Raw genomic sequence first — 17156 nt, forward strand, 5'->3', positions numbered from 1 at the left:
GGGCGCGGCGACGGCGTACGGATAGTGGCGCCAGTGACGGGCCGGCACCACCAGGATCGACTGCGGCACGTAGCGCGTCTCGACGTAGGTGTAAGGGCCGCGCCAGTTGCGGCCGCGATACCACCAGCCGTCGCGATACACGTACCAGGTCGAGCCCAGCTGGAACATGTCGTTCTGGAAATCTTCGTCCTTCACCACCGACACGTGCGTTTCGGGAAGCCACACGGTCGTCGGCGCGTGCTGCACCACCACCACCGGCGGCGGCGGCGCGTTGCCCAGGCGGACGTCGACGCTCACGCTGGTGCGCGCCATCGCCGGCGCCGCGGCCATCGCGGCCAGGGCACACGCGATCACGATTCCTGAAATCTTCTTCACGATTCTCTCCTCTCGGCTGCTGCGTGCTGACGCGGCACGCATCGCGCCCCACGAGCCTTGCCTGCCGAACGGGGTCGCGTGTACCGCTGCACCCGCTGTGCCAGAGAGAAGGCATGACAATTCCGCTCGGAGCGGCCGTAAGCCGTTGCGAATCGAGGCCACCCGGGCGGGCACCGTTTCGAAACGCCCCAACCCGGCCGGCGGCCGCGTGCAGATTGCACAGAGCGGGGCATCCGAACGGCGGCCGCCGCGCTGGTCGGCCGGAATCCCGGCGCTGGTCGCGGGCCCTGGCGGGCGCCCCGGCAGGGTCTTGCCCGTGCCCGGCGCTCGCCCTAACGTCATTCCTTCTTCATGCTCCGTGGCTTGCCCCACACCCACTATGAAGAGGCCCCCCCGATGACCGCCTTTCCATTCCGCGGCGCGCGGCGCGCCTGGACCGTGCTGCTCGGCGTGCTGCTCGCCGGCGCCGCTCTCTCGCCGCTGCGATCTTCGCTCGCCCTTGCCGAAACTCCCCGCGTTCATGCCATCGTCGGCGCGCGCATCGTGACCGCGCCCGGTCAGGTGATCGAGCACGGCACGATCGTGATGCGTGACGGACTGATCACCGCGGTCGGCGCCAGCGTTCCGATTCCCGCCGACGCGCGGGTGTGGAACGCCGAGAGTCTCACCGTCTATCCCGGGTTGATCGACGCCTACGTGGTGCCCGCGCCGCCGAGCGCCCCGATGCCGAACGCCCCGCCCGCCGGCCCGCCCGGACGCCGCGCGCCACCTCCGCCATCGCCGCCGCGCGGGCCGGCGAGCGAGCTCGGCTGCGTGACACCCGAGGTGCAGGTGATTCGCGGTCCGGGGCTCGGCAAGGATCAACTCGAGGCGCTGCGCGCCGCCGGCTTCGCCGCGGTGCGGCTCGCGCCCGGCGACGGCGTGGTGCGCGGTCGCAGCGCGGTGGTCGGGCTCGGCGACGGCCCGGCCAACGGCAACACGCTGCGCGAGGACGACGCGCAGGTGATGGCGCTCCAGCCGGTGGCCGGCACCTATCCCGGCTCGCTGATGGGCGCGATCGCCGTGATCCGCCAGTCCTTCCTCGACGCGCGCTGGTACCGCGACGCGCGCGCCGCGTGGGCCAAGAAGCCCGCCGCTTCGGAGCGCCCGCAGACCAATCTCTCGTGGGAGGCGCTCCAGCCGGTGATCGAGGGCAAGCAGCCGGTGCTGTTCGTGACCGACGACATGCTCGAGGTGCTGCGCGCCGGAACCATCGCGAAGGAAGCGGGGGTCGCCGCTCAGGTGCTGACCGCCGGCGACGAGTACAAGCGGATCGCGGACGTGACGAAGGTCGGGCTGCCGCTGGTGGTGCCGGTCAGCTTCCCCGACGCGCCCGACGTCTCGACCGACGACGCGGCGCTCGAGGTTGAGACCGAGACGCTGCGCCACTGGCAGAACGCGCCGGGCAACGCCGCGGCGCTGGCGAAGGCGGGGATCACGTTCTCGCTCACCGCCAACGGGCTCAAGGACGTGAAGCAATTCCGCTCCAATGTCGCGCGCGCGATGCGCCGCGGCCTCACCGAGGCGCAGGCATTGGCCAGCGTCACCACGGTCCCGGCACGAATGCTGGGGCTCGACCAGCGCCTCGGCACCCTCGCGCCCGGCAAGATCGCCAACCTCACCGTGACGCGCGGCAACCTGTTCTCGGACCAGGGCAAGGTGCGCGAGATCTGGGTGGACGGCAATCGCTACGAGACGCAGAAGGACGAGACCACGCCGCAGGGCGAGTGGAAGATCGACTGGGGCCACGGCCACGGCTCGCTGGTCGTCGTCGCCGACCGGGACACCACCGTCAAGGTGGTGGTGGGCGCCGACACCATTCGCGCGAGCGCGGTGCGGCTCGAAGAGCATCGCCTGCGCTTCACCGCGCGGCAGGGCGGCGGGCCGATCGAAGACTTCGACCTGACCGCGCGCGAAGACGCGCTGTCCGGAACTCTGGTGGCGCAGGGGGTGGGCAGCCATGCGGTGACCGGGCGCGCGATCAAGAAGGAAGCGAAGGCGCCGCGCGAGGAGAAGCGCGTGCCGGCGCCGCAGGTGGCGGGCGATCCCGAGGCCTGCCGCGCCTCGATGCCCGCACAGGCATCGGCGGTGCTGGTGCGCGGTGCCACGCTGTGGACCGCGGGCCCGCAGGGCAACCTCGACGACGCCGATCTGCTGATCAAAGGCGGGAAGATCGCGGCGATCGGCCGCAATCTCACCGCTCCCGGCGGTGCGGTGGTGATCGACGGGCACGGCAAGTGCGTGGCGCCCGGCATCATCGACGAGCACAGCCACTCGGCGATTCTCGGCAACGTCAACGAGTGCACGCGCAGCGTCACCTGCGAAGTGCGGATCCAGGACGTGGTCAACTCCGAGAGCCCCAACATCTACCGGCAGCTCGCGAGCGGCAACACCATCATGCACCTGCTGCATGGCTCGTGTAATCCGATCGGCGGGCAGTGCGCGGTGATCAAGAACAAGTGGGGCGAAGCGCCCGATCAGCTGATCTTCGCCGCCGCCCCCGGCACCGTGAAGTTCGCGCTCGGCGAGAACGTGAAGCAATCGAATTCCCAGCCCAGCACCCGTTATCCGCAGACCCGCGCCGGGGTCGAGCAGACGATGCGCGACGCCTTCATTCGCGGCCGCGACTATCAGGCCGCGTGGGCGGAGTTCAAGAAGGGCAAGCGTCCGCTGCCGCCGCGCAAGGACCTCCAGCTCGAGGCGATCAGCGAGATCCTCGACGGCAAACGCCTGGTGCACTGCCATTCCTACCGGCAGGACGAGATCCTGATGCTGATGCGACTCGCCGAGTCCTTCAATTTCCGCATCAACACCTTCACCCACATCCTCGAGGGCTACAAGGTCGCCGACGAGATGGCGACGCACGGCGCCTCGGGGCTCGGCTTCACGGACTGGTGGGCCTACAAGTTCGAGGTCTACGACGCGATTCCCTGGAACGTCTACATCATGTGGGATCGCGGCGTGAACGTCGGCTTCAACTCCGACAGCGACGAGCTGGCGCGCCGGCTCAACACCGAGGCCGGCAAGGCCGTGAAATACGGCGGCGTGCCCGAGGCCGAGGCCATCAAGTTCGTGACGCTCAATGCCGCCAAGTCGCTGCTGATCGCCGACCGCGTCGGCTCGCTCGAGGTGGGGAAGGACGCTGATTTCGCGATCTGGTCGGGCTCGCCGCTCTCGATGTACTCGGTGTGCGAGCAGACCTGGATCGAGGGGCGCAAGTACTTCGATCGCGCCGCCGATCTGGCCGGCCGCGACGCGCTGGCGAAGGAGCGCGCGGCGCTGATCTCCGCGGCGCGCGCCGCGAAGAAGGAGGGCGGCGACAAGGGCGGCCGCGGCAACTGGACGCCGCGCTATCTCGAGAACTCCGACCTGTCGGGCAACGATTGCAGCACCGACGAGGCGCCGTTCATGAGCGAAGCCGAGCGCCGCATGCGCCTCGAATCGCAGAGCGAGGGATCGGAGGTGCAGCGATGAGCGCGCGCCTCCGCAGTCTGGCCGGCGCCCGCGCGTCGGGCGCCTGGGCGGCCGCGCTGGTCGCCGCCCTGCTCGCGCCGGCCGCCGGCGCCTCGACCGTGGCGCTGGTGGGCGGGACCCTTCATCCCGCCAGCGGTCCGGCGATCGCGAACGGCACCGTGGTGGCGAAGGATGGCCGCATCACCGCGGTGGGCTCGGGCGTCGCGGTTCCCGCCGACGCTCAGGTGGTGGATTGCAGCGGCAGACAGGTCTATCCCGGCATGGTGTCGGCCAACACGATTCTCGGGCTGCTCGAGATCGAGAGCGTGCGCGGCACCGCGGACCAGCAGGAGATCGGCGAGGTCAATCCCAACGTGCGCGCCGAAGTCGAAATCAATCCCGAGAGCGAGCTGATTCCGGTGACGCGCGTGAACGGCGTCACCAGCGCCAACGTCACGCCGCTCGGCGGCGCGATCTCGGGCACCTCGGCGCTGATCCATCTCGCCGGCTGGACCTGGGAGGACATGACCCTCAAGGCGCCGGTCGCGATGAACGTGCGCTGGCCGCGCATGAACGCCACGCGGAGCTTCGAGGAGCCGCGCTCGGAGGAGGAGCAGAAGAAGGCGCGCGAGGAGGCGATCGAGGCGATCCGCAAGTGCTTCGACGACGCGCGCGCCTACTGGAAGGCGGTTGGCGCCGAGGGGCAGGCCAACATCCCGCGGCACGATCGCGACGTGAAGTGGGACGCGATGGGCAAGGCCCTGCGTGGCGAGATCCCGGTGTTCTTCCACGCCTCGACGCTGGCGCAGATCCACGCGGTGCTGCAGTTCGTGGACGAACAGAAGCTGCCCAAGGTCGTGCTGGTGGGCGGCGCCGACGCGTGGATGGTGGCCGACGAGCTGAAGGCCCGCAACATCGCGGTGATCTGCGACCCGACGCTCGAAGTGCCGCGCCATCGTTACGATTCGTACGACGCGTGCTTCACGCTTCCGGCGAAGCTGGCGGCGGCCGGCGTGCGTTTCTGCATTGCCGATGGCGGCACTTCGTTCATCGCCATGAACTCGCGCAATCTCGGCTATCAGGCGAGCATGGCGGCGGCGTTCGGCCTCGATCGCGACGAGGCGCTGCGTGGCGTGACGCTCTATCCCGCGCAGATTCTGGGGCTCGGCGACCGGCTGGGCTCGATCGAGCCGGGGAAGAACGCCGACCTGGTGGTGACCGACGGCGATCTGCTCGACGTGACCACGCACGTGCAGCAGGTGTTCATCGACGGCGAGGCGATCTCGATGGAGACGCGCCAGACCCGCTTGTTCAAGAAATACGATTCGCGGCCGCGCGGGCCGAAGGCGCGGAAGCACTGAGGCGCGGGGACGCGCACCACCTCCAGGAGCACGACATGGCGACCACGACGCAGCACGCACCGGGCAGCTTCTGCTGGATCGAGCTGGCCACCACCGACCAGAACGCCGCCCGCACCTTCTACTCGAAGCTGTTCGACTGGGAGCCGAGCGAGACGCCGATGGCCGAGGGCACGACCTACACCATCTTCCGCAATGGCGGGCGCGACGCGGCGGCGCTCCATCAGATGAGGAGCGAGCACTATCCGCCGGGCACTCCGGCGCACTGGCTCGCCTACCTCGCGGTCGAGAACGCGGATCAGACCGCGGGCCGCGTGAAGGCGAGCGGCGGTCAGGTGCTGCAGGAGCCCTTCGATGTCATGGAGTCGGGCCGGATGGCGCTGTGCAAGGACCCGATCGGCGCCACGTTCGCGCTCTGGCAATCGGCCAAACACTCGGGGCTCGGCGTCACCGGCGAGCCGGGCTCGCTCAGCTGGTGCCAGTTGAACGCCCCGATGAGCGGCGCCGACAAGGCCAAGGGATTCTATGGCGGCGCGTTCGGCTGGGGATTCCGCGACGATCCGATGCCGATGGGCGCCGCCTACACCACCTGGATGGCGGGCAGCGAGCGTCGCGGCGGCATGATGCCGATGCCGCCGGGAGGGGATCATGCCGCGCACTGGCTCGCCTATTTCGGCAGCGCCAACGTGGACGCCACCGCGACTCGCGCGAAGGAGCTGGGCGCCGCGCTGATGGTGCCGCCCACCGACATCCCGGGCGTGGGTCGCTTCGCGGTGATCCAGGATCCGCAGGGCGCGTTTTTCGCGGTGGTCAAGTTCGACCTGCCGATGTAGGCCGGTTACGATCGCTGCGGGAACAGGAGCCCGCCATGTCGGACCCGCACGAATTTCCATCGCCGGCCATCACCGTCACCTGGAGCCGGCGGCGCTGCCTGCACGCCGCCGAATGCCTGATGCGGCTGCCTCCGGTATTCGAGGTCGGGCGAAAACCGTGGGTCGAGCCCGCCAACGCCACCGCTGACGCGGTGGCGCGCACCATCGAGCGCTGCCCGACCGGGGCGCTCCAGTACCAGCGTCACGACGGCGGCCCGGCCGAGCAGCCCGCGGCCGAGAATCACGTGCTGGTCGGGCGCAACGGCCCGCTGTGGGTGCGCGGCGCGATCGAGCTGGTGGACGCGAACGGCCAGGCGGTGGGGCGCGACACGCGCGTCGCGCTGTGCCGCTGCGGGCAATCACAGTTCAAGCCCTGGTGCGACGGTTCGCACAACGCCGCGCGCTTTCGCGAGCGCGGCGAGGTGTTCGACGGCAGGCTCGATCCGCCCGCCGATTCGCCGGGCCCGTTGAGGATCGCGGCGCGCGAGAATGGTCCGCTCAAGCTTTCGGGACCGTTCACGCTGGTCAGCTCGGACGGTCGCGTGAAGCTCGTCACTTCGGGCACCGCGCTCTGTCGCTGCGGCGAATCGGCGAACAAACCGTTCTGCGACAAGTCTCACGAGCGCGTGGGATTCGTGGCACCGCCGATCGGAGCCGCGGCCGCGGGCGGGTCCGCGTCCTCGCCGGCCGGCGCCGCCGAAGTGCTCGAGCCGGCCGGGCCGAGCGGTCCGTCGTCGCGGCCGGAGGGCGGCGAAGCCCGCTCCTAGCGCGGCCGGCTGCGCCGGCGGCGATCGGCTAGACTGCGCGCCCCATGTCGACCCGCGCCGCCTCCGGAAAGATTCCGCCCGAAGTGTTCGAAGCCACCATCGCCCCGCTCTTGGGCGCGGCGCGCCCCGAGGTGCTGATCGGCCCGCGTACCGGTGCCGACTGCGCGGTGGTGCGCACCGGCGCCGGGCGCGTGCTGGTGTTCTCGACCGATCCGCTCTCGCTGGTGCCGGCGCTGGGTGCCGAGCGCTCGGCGCGGCTCGCCTGCCATCTGCTCGCGTCCGACGTCTGGACCAGCGGCATTCCGCCGGCCTGGGTCACGGTGTGCTTCAACCTGCCGCCCGACACCAGCGACGAAACGCTCGCGATCTACTGGCGGGCGATGGGCGACGAATGGACCCGGCTCGGCGTCGCGGTGGTGGCGGGGCACACCGGTCGCTACGAGGGCTGCGGCCTCACCATCATCGGCGCCGCGACGGTGATCGGCGTGGGCGACGAAGTGCGCTACCTCACGCCGGCGATGGCCTCGCCCGGTGACCGGCTGATCGTCACCAAGAGCTGCGCCTACGAGACCACTGCGATCGCGGCGCAGCTCTTCCCGAAGCGGCTGGCCGCTCGGCTCGGCGACGACGAAGCGGCGATGGCGCGCGCGCGGCAAATGATCGACTCGGTGAGCGTGGTCGCCGACTGCGTCGCCATCCTGCGCATCGGCGTGCGCGATCGCGGCGTAAGCGCGCTCCACGACGCGACCGAGGGTGGCGTGCTGGGCGGGTTGATCGAGCTGGCGCGGGTGTGCGGCCACGACCTGCGCGTCTCGCGCGCGGCGCTGCCGCTCTCGAGCGAAGCGCGGGCCGCCTGCGAGGTGTTCGGCATCGATCCCTACTGGTCGCTGTCCGAAGGCACCCTGATCGCCGCGGTGCGCCCGCAGCACGCGAAGGCGGCGCTGGCGGCGCTGGCCGACGAGGGCATTGCCGCCGCCGAGGTCGGCGAGGTGGTCGACGGGAAGGGCATGCTCTGGCTCACCGAGCCCGACGGCAAGGTGGTCAAGCTCACGCACCCCGAGCCCGATCCCTACTGGGAGGCCTACGCGCGCGCGGTGCGCGAGCGCTGGGAATAGCGAAGCCGCCGGATCTCGCGACCCGGCGGCTTCGCGCCTTCGAGGGATTAGAACTTGATGGCGAGGCCGAGCGCCGTGCTCCAGAACTTGGGATCGTAGTTGCTGGGCAGGTTCGAGTCGTCGGACTTCTTGAGCATCACGTAGCGCGCGTTCAGGTCGAGCGACAGCATCGGCACCAGCGGCATCTGGAATCCACCACCGATGTGAGTGCCGAACGTGGTGTTGGTGGCCGCCGCGGCCGCGTAGCCCGGAGCGCCCGGGATCGAGTAGCTGGTGTGATACCAGCCCACGCCACCGCCCGCGTACACGAACGGGATCGGGGCGAGCCAGGCCGACAGCGTCACCGGCCAGGTGGTGGCATTGGTGGTGAACACCCCGGCGTTGACCTCGTCGGTGTGATACGCCACGCCGAGATCGGCCTTGACCATCGGGATGATGCTGGTGCGAACCGACAGGCCGGTGTAGAGCTTGGCGCTGCCGCTGCCGTCGGCGTTACGCGAGACGCCGACCGCGGGGATGATCTCGGCGGCGTGCGCCATCTCCATGCCGAGCAGCAGGGCCACGATGAAAACCACGCCGCCGATCAGCGCGCGATCGGCGAGTCTGACGGTGCGCCTGGAAGCCGGGTGCATGATGCTCCTCCACCTGGGATGGAAATCGGGATTCGACGCCGTAGGGAGTATCAAGTCGCATGCCTGAGCCCGCGGCGCGGGCTTCGCGCGGGCCAACTCGATTTGGCCCACGGCGATCGCGGCTGGGGCGCCACACCCGTGGCGCCGATGCTCCCAAAACGCCCGCGGTTCGATGCATTCGGGAAGGCGCGCCCGTGCGGATTGCAAACCTGTCACGGCGGCGCTTGAGTTCCGGCCGCGGCGCGGCCGATACTGCGGCGGGAGGCCTGCTCACCCTTGCGAATCGCGGCGATCGACATCGGCACCAACTCGATCCACATGGTGATCGCAGACGCCATCGGCGTCGGCGCGATCGAGGTCGTGGATCGCGAGCGCGACGTGGTGCAGATCGGGCGCGGCTCGTTCTCGGGCCATCGCCTGCGCCGCGAGGCCATCCGCCGCAGCGTCGAATCGCTGGCGCGCTTCGTTCAGCTCGCCCGCCGGCTGCAGACCGACCGCATCCTCTGCACCGCCACCGCGGCGGTACGCGAGGCGCAGAACGGCGGCGAGCTGCTCCAGGCGGCGCGCGCCGCTTCGGGGGTCACGCCGCGGGTGATCCCGGCCGAGGAGGAAGGCCGGCTCATCTACCTGGCGGTGAAGGAGGCGCTGCAGATCGGCGCCGCGCCGTCGCTGATCGTGGACATCGGCGGCGGCAGCGTGCAGTTCGTGGTCGGGGACGCGGAGAAGCTGAGACTCTCGACCGGCGCGCCGCTCGGCGCGCTGCGCCTCACCGAGCTGCTGCCGCTCTCCGATCCTCCGACGCGCGGCGAACTCGAACGCCTGCGGCGCCACCTGCGCCGGGAGGCGCGCGCCGCGCTGGGCCGAGTCGCCGAGTTCGAACCCGGGCGCGTATTCGGCTCGTCGGGCACCATCCACGCTCTGGCTCAGCTCGCCCACTGGGAAGAGCACGGCGCGGCGATCCCGCAGATCAACGGCTACCCGCTGTCGCTGGCGGCGGTGGACCGGCAGGTCAAGCGACTCTCGCGCCTGAGCATCGCCCAGCGCGAGCGGCTGCCCGGACTCGATGCCCATCGCGCCGAGATCATCCTGCCGGGCGCGATGGTGCTGCGTCACGTGCTCGACGAGCTGGGCGCCGACGGGCTGATCGTCTCGGATTTCGGGGTGCGCGAAGGCCTGGTGATCGACTACATCGCCAACCACGCCGAGGAAGTCACTCAGCTCGCCCCCCTCGAGGACCTGCGCATGCGCAGCGTGGTGCAGTTGCTGCGCAAGTTCGGGCCGAGCGGACCGCACCCGGCGCACGTCGCGCGGCTCGCGCTCTCGCTCTACGACGGCTTCCGCCCGGTGCACGAACTGCCGCCCGAGACCCGCGATCTGTTGCACTACGCGGCGCTGCTCCACGACGTGGGCTCGGTGGTGTCGTTCGACGGCCACGCCGAGCATTCGGGCTATATCATTCGCAACGGCAACCTGCGTGGACTCTCGCGCGAGGAAGTCGAGGCGATCGCGTGCGTGGCGCGCTACCACGGCAAGGGCCGGCCGAAGAAGCGCGATCGCGAATTCCGCGACCTGCGGAAGAAGACGCGCCGCACCGTGCGCTGGCTCGCGGCGCTGCTGCGGATCGCCGAGGGACTCGACCGCAGCCACTACCAGCTGATCCGCAGCCTGCGCGTGGCTCGACGCGGGGAGCGTTTCTCGATCCTGGTGACGGCGCGGCGCGATGCCAAGCTCGAACTGTGGGCGGCGCGGCGCCGTCTCGGGCTGCTCGCCGAGCGGATCGGCAGCCGCAAGCATCCCGCTTCGGTGACGGTGCGGCTCGATCGCGCCGCCGACCTCGCGCGGCGCGCAACCCCCGAGCCGAAACGTGCCGAGACGCCCGCGGTCGCGCCGGCCGCGGCCTCTCCGGCGCGGCCGCAGCCTCAGACTCCGGCGCGACCCTCGGCGCCGGCGCTCAAGGTGGTGGAGAGGCGCTGAGCCTCGGCCGCGGCCAGCGCCCGCGTGGGCGCGAGCTTCACGACCACGCTCTGGAGCGCCGCGGCCTCGGCGGGCCGCGCATGGAGCGCCGCGCGGCGCGCCGCCGATTCGAGGCGCTCGCGCAGCACCGCGAGGTCCTGAATCCGACCGAGGAGATCCTGGAGCTGCCGCAGGCGCTTGACGACCTGCGGGTCGTTTGGTGACGGCGTGGGTTCCGCCGGGGGCTCCGCGCGCTCGTGCGCCGGAATCAGCGCCGCGCGGCACTCGATCGCGTAGCGCCAGCGCTTGACCCGGATGCGCGCGGCGTGGAGCGCGCGGTCCTCGCCGCTCATCCAGGCGGTTTCGAGCGCCAGCGTGGCGCGCTCGCGCGTGGCACGGACGTGGTCATCGGCCAGCTCGCGTGGATCGAGCGGCGCGGCCGGCGAAGGCGCGCGCCCGAGCGCCCGCTCCAGCGCGTCGCGGACCCGACGCACGCGGCGGCGCGAAGCGACGTGGGCGGCGTCGGCGCGCTCGCGCTCGAGGCGCTGCTCGCCGTCGCGCAGTAGCGGCTCGAGCGCCGCCCGGACGGCGGGCGTGGCGCCGATCATGCGTTCCGCGAGCAGCGCGTCCGAAACCTCGAGGTCGCGAAGCGTGGCGAGATCGCGGCGGAGCCTGCGGGCGCGGCGTCGCGCCCGGCGCGCACCCTTCGGCTCGAGCAGCGGCCGCCACAGATCGATGGCGGCGGTCAGCCGGCGCGAGGCGACGCGCAGATCGTGCACCGCCTCGGAATCCTGCGAGCGGCGAACCCGGCGCGCCGCCGCCGACAGCACGCTCAGCCGCGCGCCGAGATCGGCGGCGGCGAGGTGCGCGGGCTCGACCCCATGCGGTCGCGCCAGCACGTGAAACGGGGGCGCTCGTCGCGGGGTGGCGCTGGGACTGTCGGACATGGCGAAGAGTTCGGCGCCAGGGCGCGGGCGGCGCGCGCTCAGGGCATCGAGAGGATGCGGCGCTCCGGATCGGGTGAGCCGGCCTTGACCAGCTCGGAGACCCGGCTCCACAGGTACTGATGGATCTCGTCCACGCCCTGGGTGGCGTCGATGGTGTCGAACTGGAAGTCCGCGGCGAGGCGATCGAACTGCTCGATCAGCTTCGACTGATACCGGATGAACGATTCGTAGTGATCGTTCCCCATCGGGATGTCCATCCCCGATTCCCAGTAGTCGAAGCCGCCGCCGGTCAGGATGCGCGGCACCAGGTCCGGCACGTCGATGCGCAGGTAGAACACCGCGTCGGGTTTGAGCGCGAACGAATAGACCTGTCGGATCCAGTCGGGGTCGGCGCCGCGCACCACCGCGCGCGCGATCAGCGAATAGGTGTAGCGGTCGGTGAGCATCACGAACCCGGCGCGGAGCGCGGGCAGGATCTGGTGCTCGAGCCGGTCGGCGAAATCGGTGGCGTAGAAGAGATTGAAGGCGTTGGTGCCAAGCGTGTTGCCCATCTTGGCGCGCCGAATCCCGCGGCTCGCGAGGTCGGAGCGCGTGAGACCCGTCTCGGCCACCGCGTAGCCGGCGCTCTCGAGCTCCTGCTTGAGCAGATCCACGTGCGTGGTGCGGCCGGCGCCGTCGGTGCCCTCGAGCACGATCAACCAGCCGTGGAGATCTTCGAGCGAGACGCCCGGCACGCCCTCGCCATACCAGTTGAATCTAGGCACGGGCGGCCTTCCTTGCGCGCCGCAGCTTGGGCAGATGCTTGCGGATCTCGGCGCGCAGCTGACGCTGCTGCACCTCGACCGGCAGGGTCGCGTCCATCACGTGAAGGCCGAACTCCTGCACCATGGTCTCGTACTCGAGCAGGATGCGCGACTGGAAGAGCTTGTACGACTCGGTGGCGTCGGTGTGCAGCGCCAGGTCGAGCCCGGCCTCGTAGTGCTTGAGCTTGGGGCGCGACGACAGGATGCGGCGCAGCGCGACCTCGAGCGGCACGCGGAAGTAGAAGGCCTGGGCCGGCACCGGCGCGAAGCGGTAGAGCGAGCGCACCCAGCGCGAATTGACGCCGCGCACCACGTCGCGACCGAAGGCCGTGAACACGTAGCGATCGGCGAGCACGATGCCGCCCGCCTTGAGCGACGGAATGATCTCGCGCTCGACGCGGTCGGAGAAATCGGTGGCGTGGATCAGCGAAAAGGTGAGCGGGGTGAGGAGCTTGCGCTGCTTGCCGCGGCGCGTGGTGGCCCTGACGATCGGCGACGAGTTCCACTCACTGAACACCACCGGATAGCCCTCGGCGCGCAGCCACTGCGAGAGCAGCGTGAGCTGCGTGCTCTTCCCCGAGCCGTCGATGCCCTCGACGATGAACAGCCGCCCCGGCCAGTCGGCGCGATGCGCTCCGAACGAACCGCCGGGCACGGCCGGCGCGACGCTCATGCCCTGGCCTTCGCGCCGCTGCGACGGCGCAGGAAGCGCGGAGGAAGGAACGCGACCAGGCGGCCCTCGCCGGGATTCACGGTCGAGACGAAATCGATCACGCAGACGCCGGCCTTCTTGAGCGGGAGGCTGCGTGCCGGCGCGGCGAAGATCAACACCGCCGCCAGCTTGCCGATGTCGGGCTCGTGTCCCACCAGCGCCACGGTCTCGCTGGCCTTGAGCGTCTTCAAGTGCGCCACCACCTCGTGATAGGAGCCGCCCGGGGCGAGCGCGTCGAGCGTCTCGCATTCGCGTTTCAGTTCGGCGACCTCACGGAGGATCTCGGCGCTCTGGGTGGCGCGCACCAGCGGGCTGGTCACGATGCGCGTGAGCGCGAGCGCGCGGGTGAGCCCGCGCGCCGCCTGCTCGGTGCGCTCGATGCCGCGAGGCGTGAGCGGTCGCTGGCCATCATCGGGCCAACGCCGATCGTCTCTTCGGCCGGCCGGTCCATGTCGGAAGAGTACGATTCGCATGATCCAGAACTGGTGTGGGGCGAGTTCACGCGGCGGGGGCCGCCGCGCAGCGTCGGATGGGCAGCTTCAATCCACCCGACAGACGCCACAAGCCTAGCAACGCGGGCGGCAACTCCCAAGTGAACAACCTGTAAACGCGCGTCTCCGGTGGATTTGTTTGGCGCTCGCGGACTTGCGCCAGCGCACACTCGCGCGTTGTCCACCGCGCCCCGGGTCGCCCAATGGCCTGAAAGGCATGGGGTTCTCAGCGTTTTCCACAACCCTGGGGATGGGCGCCAGTGTCCTCCGGATGGCTCGGCCGCAGGCACCGGCTCAATGGGCTGCGATCCGCTCCTCGGGCGGCCGGACGTGGCGGAACGCCCCCCACAGCAGGAAGTCGTAGGCGATCTTCATGGTGGCGGCAATGCCGAGCGGGGCGCCCAGCGAGAACGCCTGCATCGACCAGCCGGCGAGCGCCGGCCCGATCGCCCACATGGCCATGCGCACCAGGTGCGTGACACCGGAGGCGAGCGTGCGTTCTTCCGGTCGCACCACCGCCATGACGTAGCTCTGGCGCGTGGGAACGTCCATTTCGACCAGGCCTTCACGCAGCAGGAACAGCGCGGCCGCGATCGGGAAGCTCGGGGCAAACGCCACCGTGACCAGCAGCAGGCTCGAAGGCATGTGGGTGAAGACCATGGTGTTGACGAGCCCGATCCGCTTCGCGAGCCACGCGGCGCCGAGGTGCGACACGGCATTGAGAATCCGCGCCGCGAAGAACAGGAGCCCCAGCGAGCCCTCGCCGACGCCGAAGCGGCGGAAGAAGAACCACGAGATCAGTGAAGCGGTGAGGAACCCGCCGCCCAGGCTGTCGAGCACGAACAGCGACGAAATGCGCCACAGGAGGCGCCGGGTCTCGGGCGCGACCGCGATGCGCGCGCGCGGCTCCGCCGGCTCGACCGCGGCGGAGAGGCGTGGATAGAAGATCAGCGCCGCCGCGGTCAGCAGCGCCGCCACTCCCAGTCCGGCGCGCAGCGCGGACAACTCGTCCCAGCCGAATGCCTGGCGCGCCAGCGCGGGCGAGGCCGCCATCAGGCCGCCGATCGCGTGCCCCGCGTCCTGAGTCACGTTGTACCAGGCGAAGGTGCGGGTACGCTCGGCGTCGGTGATGGTGGCGGGCAGGATGGCCTGTTCGATCACCAGCGCGGCGCCGCGATCGCGGCCCATGCCGTTGAGCATCCCGAACGCCGCGAACAGCAGGATCGCGACCCAGGCGTGGGCCGCGAGCATGGCGAGGCAGCCGATCGCCCCGCACAGCGAGACGGCCACGAGGAATCGCCGCCGCCCGAAGCGATCGGCGGAGGTGGTGGCGAGCAGCGAGGCGAGCGCCGCGCCGCCGAGTCCGGCCGAGATCACGAGCCCCGCGAGCGAGGCCGAGAGCCCGAGCCTCGCGAGGTAGAGCCCGGCAAGCACACCGGTCATGCCGGTGCCGACCGCGCGCAGGAACGCGGTGGCGAAGATCTTCGAGCGGTCCGGCGACCAGGTCACGCGCGTGCGCGGCGCTTCACGGCTTGGCAGGCTGGAGCACCGATTCGGGCGGAGCGCGCAGCGCGCGGGCGATCGGATCGACGTCCTGGAGCGGGTCGGCCCAGTTCGAGCGGCGGAAGAAGAAATCGAGACGCGCCCGCGGATCGCGCGCGAACGCCGTGTCGGCCGCGACCTTCGCCTGGAACTCGCGCGCCAGCGCGGGATCCTTGCTCATCATCTGCCGCGCCAGCGGTTCGACCACGTAACTCTCGCCGTACTCGACCTTCTGGAAGACCGTGTCGAAGTAGTTCCAGGCCATGAGGCCGTCCGGCGCCTGGGCCTCGAACAGCTCGATCGCCACCCGGGCGCCCGGCTGATCGAGCGGGACCCACAGATCGCCCGGGCGGTAGGTGCGCTGGCGATGCTCGAGCGCCACGCGCTTCACCTGAGTGGGATGGTGGCCCTCGAAAAGCCGGTCGTTGCTCCACTCGAGCACGTGCTGCACCTCGACCGTGTCGGTCCAGGGTTTCGCGAAGCGCCGATAGTGGATGGCATGCAGGTCCATGCGGTCCTTGCACACCGTCCATTCCTGGGGAATGAGATAGCCCGCCGGCTGGCGGATGGTGAGCGTGGCGGCGACCTCGCGCTGAATGCTCACCAGGGTGTCGAGCGGCACGTGGCTGTAGCGGGCGACGCGCCCGCCGGAGATGTCGCTCGCTTCCCAGCGCGTCTCGTAGCCCTTGAACTCGAATGGCTCGCGCTTCGAGGTGGTGTCGCTCTTCAGTACCACCATGCGCTGCGCGGGGTCGGTGGCGCTCGCGCGCGCGATCGTGACCGCTTCGGCGTCGGCCACGGCGCGTTCTGCCTCGGCCGGGCGCGCGTTCAGCTCCTCGAGCAGCGCCACCAGCAGATCGTAGGTCGCCTTCACGCGCACGCCGTAGGGCTTGAGCATGTGGGTCTCGACCAGGATGCCGATGCGGTTCTGGAGCGGCGCGTAGGCGTGCGAGAAGCGGGGCGGCATGTTGTTGTAGACGATGCCGCTGGCGGGATCGTCGCCGGAGCGGAACTCGAGATAGGGCGCGACCACGTGGCCGAGCGCTTCGAGGCGCGGCACCACGCGCCCCTCGAAGGCCTCGGCGAGCCAGCGATCGAGCGGGGCGGGAACGCCCGCGCCGAAGTTGAAAGCGTACGTCACGTCGTAGCGATAGTCGGCGCCGTCGGTGGTGTGATCGTCGACCAGCACCTGCGGCCACCACTTGGTGAACACGTTGCCGATCAGGGCGCGCATCTCGGGCGCTTCGAGCTTCACGTAGTCGCGATTCAGGTTGAGCCCGATCGGCGTTGCCCGCCAGCCCATCTGCTCGGGCCCGTTCTGGTTGATGCGGTTGTAGGGCGAGCGGCGTTCGTGCGCGTCCACGGAGAAGATCGGCACTACCAGCAGGATCACGTGCTGGAGCAGGCCGGGGCGCTTGCGCAGCACCGCGAGGTCGCGCACCAGCGCGAGGCTCGCGTCCTTGCCCTCGATCTCGCCCGAGTGGATGGCGTTCTGGATCAGCACGATCACCTTGCCGGTGGCATGCGCGGCCTCGGGCGTGAAGGCGCGGTCGGACGAGACCACGAGCAGCGGCAGATCGCGGCCCTGGCCGCTCAGGCCAAAGGTCGTGTACCGGATCCAGTTCGAGCCGCCCTCCATCTGCTTGCAGTAGCGGACGGTCTCGTCGTAGTCGGCGGTCTGCCGGTATCGAGTGCGCTCGGCGCGCGTGAGCCAGAAGCTCGGCACCAGCGTGTCGGGCATGGCCGGCGCCGTCGACACGGTCTCGGGCGCGGCGGCGGGTGCGGATGCGGGCGGTGGCTTGGGGGGCGCGGCGCCGGCGGCGAGCAGCATCAGCGCGCAGAGCGAAACCAGCATGCGCGGCAGGTTAGCACACGGCCTAGCCGCCCTTCTTTTTCGATAGTCGGGTCACCTTCTCCAGATCCAGGGCGCCCTTCGCTCCCCAGCCGCGCACGCCGGCGGGAATCGCGGGGCGGAACGCCTCGTAGAGGTCGTAGGCACGCGCGGCCAATTCCCTGGGCGTGAACGAGCCCGCCAGTTTCTTCATCGCGTGCTCGGCGGCATCCAGCGAGTCGCCGAATTTGGAAGCGAGATAGCGC

At 70.4% G+C, this 17156-nt stretch carries 15 protein-coding genes; 6 read left to right on the forward strand and 9 right to left on the reverse strand.

The features are described from left to right. Positions 1-375 (reverse strand): hypothetical protein (locus VMJ70_13560; GenBank protein ID HTO92151.1); only part of this gene is annotated, 375 nt, incomplete at its 3' end. 396 nt (positions 376-771) lie between these two features. On the opposite strand from VMJ70_13560, the gene VMJ70_13565 reads away from it, so the two are divergent. From VMJ70_13565 to VMJ70_13585, 5 genes are read left to right on the forward strand one after another with little or no spacing between them, the layout of a single operon-like run. Then, a complete protein-coding gene (locus VMJ70_13565) occupies positions 772-3888 on the forward strand; it encodes an amidohydrolase family protein (protein ID HTO92152.1) in 3117 nt (1038 codons plus the stop codon). Further along, positions 3885-5228 carry an amidohydrolase family protein gene (locus VMJ70_13570; protein ID HTO92153.1) on the forward strand — a complete coding sequence of 448 codons (1344 nt, stop codon included), beginning with the start codon at positions 3885-3887 and terminating at the stop codon, positions 5226-5228. Before VMJ70_13565 ends, VMJ70_13570 begins: the two co-directional genes overlap by 4 nt. Before the next feature lie 35 nt (positions 5229-5263). Beyond that, positions 5264-6058: a VOC family protein gene (locus VMJ70_13575; protein ID HTO92154.1), complete on the forward strand. Its 795-nt coding sequence runs from the start codon at positions 5264-5266 to the stop codon at positions 6056-6058. Between the two features lie 35 nt (positions 6059-6093). Beyond that, complete coding sequence (locus VMJ70_13580; GenBank protein ID HTO92155.1) at positions 6094-6864, forward strand: CDGSH iron-sulfur domain-containing protein; 771 nt, start codon at positions 6094-6096, stop codon at positions 6862-6864. Positions 6865-6908: 44 nt separating this feature from the next. Then, the gene (locus tag VMJ70_13585) at positions 6909-7979 is read left to right on the forward strand and encodes an AIR synthase family protein (GenBank protein ID HTO92156.1); all 1071 of its coding nucleotides are present in this window, start codon (positions 6909-6911) and stop codon (positions 7977-7979) included. A 47-nt stretch (positions 7980-8026) separates the two neighbouring features. Here the strand turns inward: VMJ70_13585 and VMJ70_13590 are convergent, their stop codons facing one another. Next, positions 8027-8611: an outer membrane beta-barrel protein gene (locus VMJ70_13590; GenBank protein ID HTO92157.1), complete on the reverse strand. Its 585-nt coding sequence runs from the start codon at positions 8609-8611 to the stop codon at positions 8027-8029. Positions 8612-8887: 276 nt separating this feature from the next. Here VMJ70_13590 and VMJ70_13595 point away from each other — a divergent pair, with 276 nt between their 5' ends. Further along, positions 8888-10585 (forward strand): Ppx/GppA phosphatase family protein, encoded by a 1698-nt coding sequence (locus tag VMJ70_13595; GenBank protein ID HTO92158.1) that lies wholly within the window; start codon positions 8888-8890, stop codon positions 10583-10585. On the opposite strand, the gene VMJ70_13600 is transcribed toward VMJ70_13595, so the two are convergent. The 7 genes from VMJ70_13600 to VMJ70_13630 form a co-directional block, all read right to left on the reverse strand. Continuing rightward, positions 10531-11511 carry a CHAD domain-containing protein gene (locus VMJ70_13600; protein ID HTO92159.1) on the reverse strand — a complete coding sequence of 327 codons (981 nt, stop codon included), beginning with the start codon at positions 11509-11511 and terminating at the stop codon, positions 10531-10533. The two genes, VMJ70_13595 and VMJ70_13600, sit on opposite strands and share 55 nt — an antisense overlap. Positions 11512-11549: 38 nt before the next feature. Beyond that, on the reverse strand, positions 11550-12275 hold the full coding sequence (gene tmk, locus VMJ70_13605) for a dTMP kinase (protein HTO92160.1): 726 nt from the start codon (positions 12273-12275) through the stop codon (positions 11550-11552). Continuing rightward, positions 12268-12987 (reverse strand): hypothetical protein, encoded by a 720-nt coding sequence (locus VMJ70_13610; GenBank protein HTO92161.1) that lies wholly within the window; start codon positions 12985-12987, stop codon positions 12268-12270. Before VMJ70_13610 ends, tmk begins: the two co-directional genes overlap by 8 nt. Continuing rightward, positions 12984-13499 carry a phosphohistidine phosphatase SixA gene (sixA, locus tag VMJ70_13615; protein ID HTO92162.1) on the reverse strand — a complete coding sequence of 172 codons (516 nt, stop codon included), beginning with the start codon at positions 13497-13499 and terminating at the stop codon, positions 12984-12986. Before sixA ends, VMJ70_13610 begins: the two co-directional genes overlap by 4 nt. Before the next feature lie 312 nt (positions 13500-13811). Next, positions 13812-15026: an MFS transporter gene (locus VMJ70_13620; GenBank protein ID HTO92163.1), complete on the reverse strand. Its 1215-nt coding sequence runs from the start codon at positions 15024-15026 to the stop codon at positions 13812-13814. Positions 15027-15042: 16 nt separating this feature from the next. After that, positions 15043-16914: a M14 family metallopeptidase gene (locus VMJ70_13625; GenBank protein ID HTO92164.1), complete on the reverse strand. Its 1872-nt coding sequence runs from the start codon at positions 16912-16914 to the stop codon at positions 15043-15045. A 22-nt stretch (positions 16915-16936) separates the two neighbouring features. Continuing rightward, a partial coding sequence (locus VMJ70_13630) for a hypothetical protein (GenBank protein HTO92165.1) occupies positions 16937-17156 on the reverse strand: 220 nt, incomplete at its 5' end.

The organism is Candidatus Sulfotelmatobacter sp. (genome assembly GCA_035498555.1).
Lineage (GTDB): Bacteria > Eisenbacteria > RBG-16-71-46 > RBG-16-71-46 > RBG-16-71-46 > DATKAB01.

Bases quoted from the DNA above. Each gene is read 5' to 3' on its own strand.
- VMJ70_13565 (HTO92152.1), top strand. From the start codon at position 772: ATGACCGCCTTTCCATTCCGCGGCGCGCGGCGCGCCTGGACCGTGCTG.
- VMJ70_13570 (HTO92153.1), top strand. From the start codon at position 3,885: ATGAGCGCGCGCCTCCGCAGTCTGGCCGGCGCCCGCGCGTCGGGCGCC.
- VMJ70_13575 (HTO92154.1), top strand. From the start codon at position 5,264: ATGGCGACCACGACGCAGCACGCACCGGGCAGCTTCTGCTGGATCGAG.
- VMJ70_13580 (HTO92155.1), top strand. From the start codon at position 6,094: ATGTCGGACCCGCACGAATTTCCATCGCCGGCCATCACCGTCACCTGG.
- VMJ70_13585 (HTO92156.1), top strand. From the start codon at position 6,909: ATGTCGACCCGCGCCGCCTCCGGAAAGATTCCGCCCGAAGTGTTCGAA.
- VMJ70_13590 (HTO92157.1), bottom strand. From the start codon at position 8,611: ATGCACCCGGCTTCCAGGCGCACCGTCAGACTCGCCGATCGCGCGCTG.
- VMJ70_13600 (HTO92159.1), bottom strand. From the start codon at position 11,511: ATGTCCGACAGTCCCAGCGCCACCCCGCGACGAGCGCCCCCGTTTCAC.
- VMJ70_13610 (HTO92161.1), bottom strand. From the start codon at position 12,987: ATGAGCGTCGCGCCGGCCGTGCCCGGCGGTTCGTTCGGAGCGCATCGC.
- sixA (HTO92162.1), bottom strand. From the start codon at position 13,499: ATGCGAATCGTACTCTTCCGACATGGACCGGCCGGCCGAAGAGACGAT.
- VMJ70_13625 (HTO92164.1), bottom strand. From the start codon at position 16,914: ATGCTGGTTTCGCTCTGCGCGCTGATGCTGCTCGCCGCCGGCGCCGCG.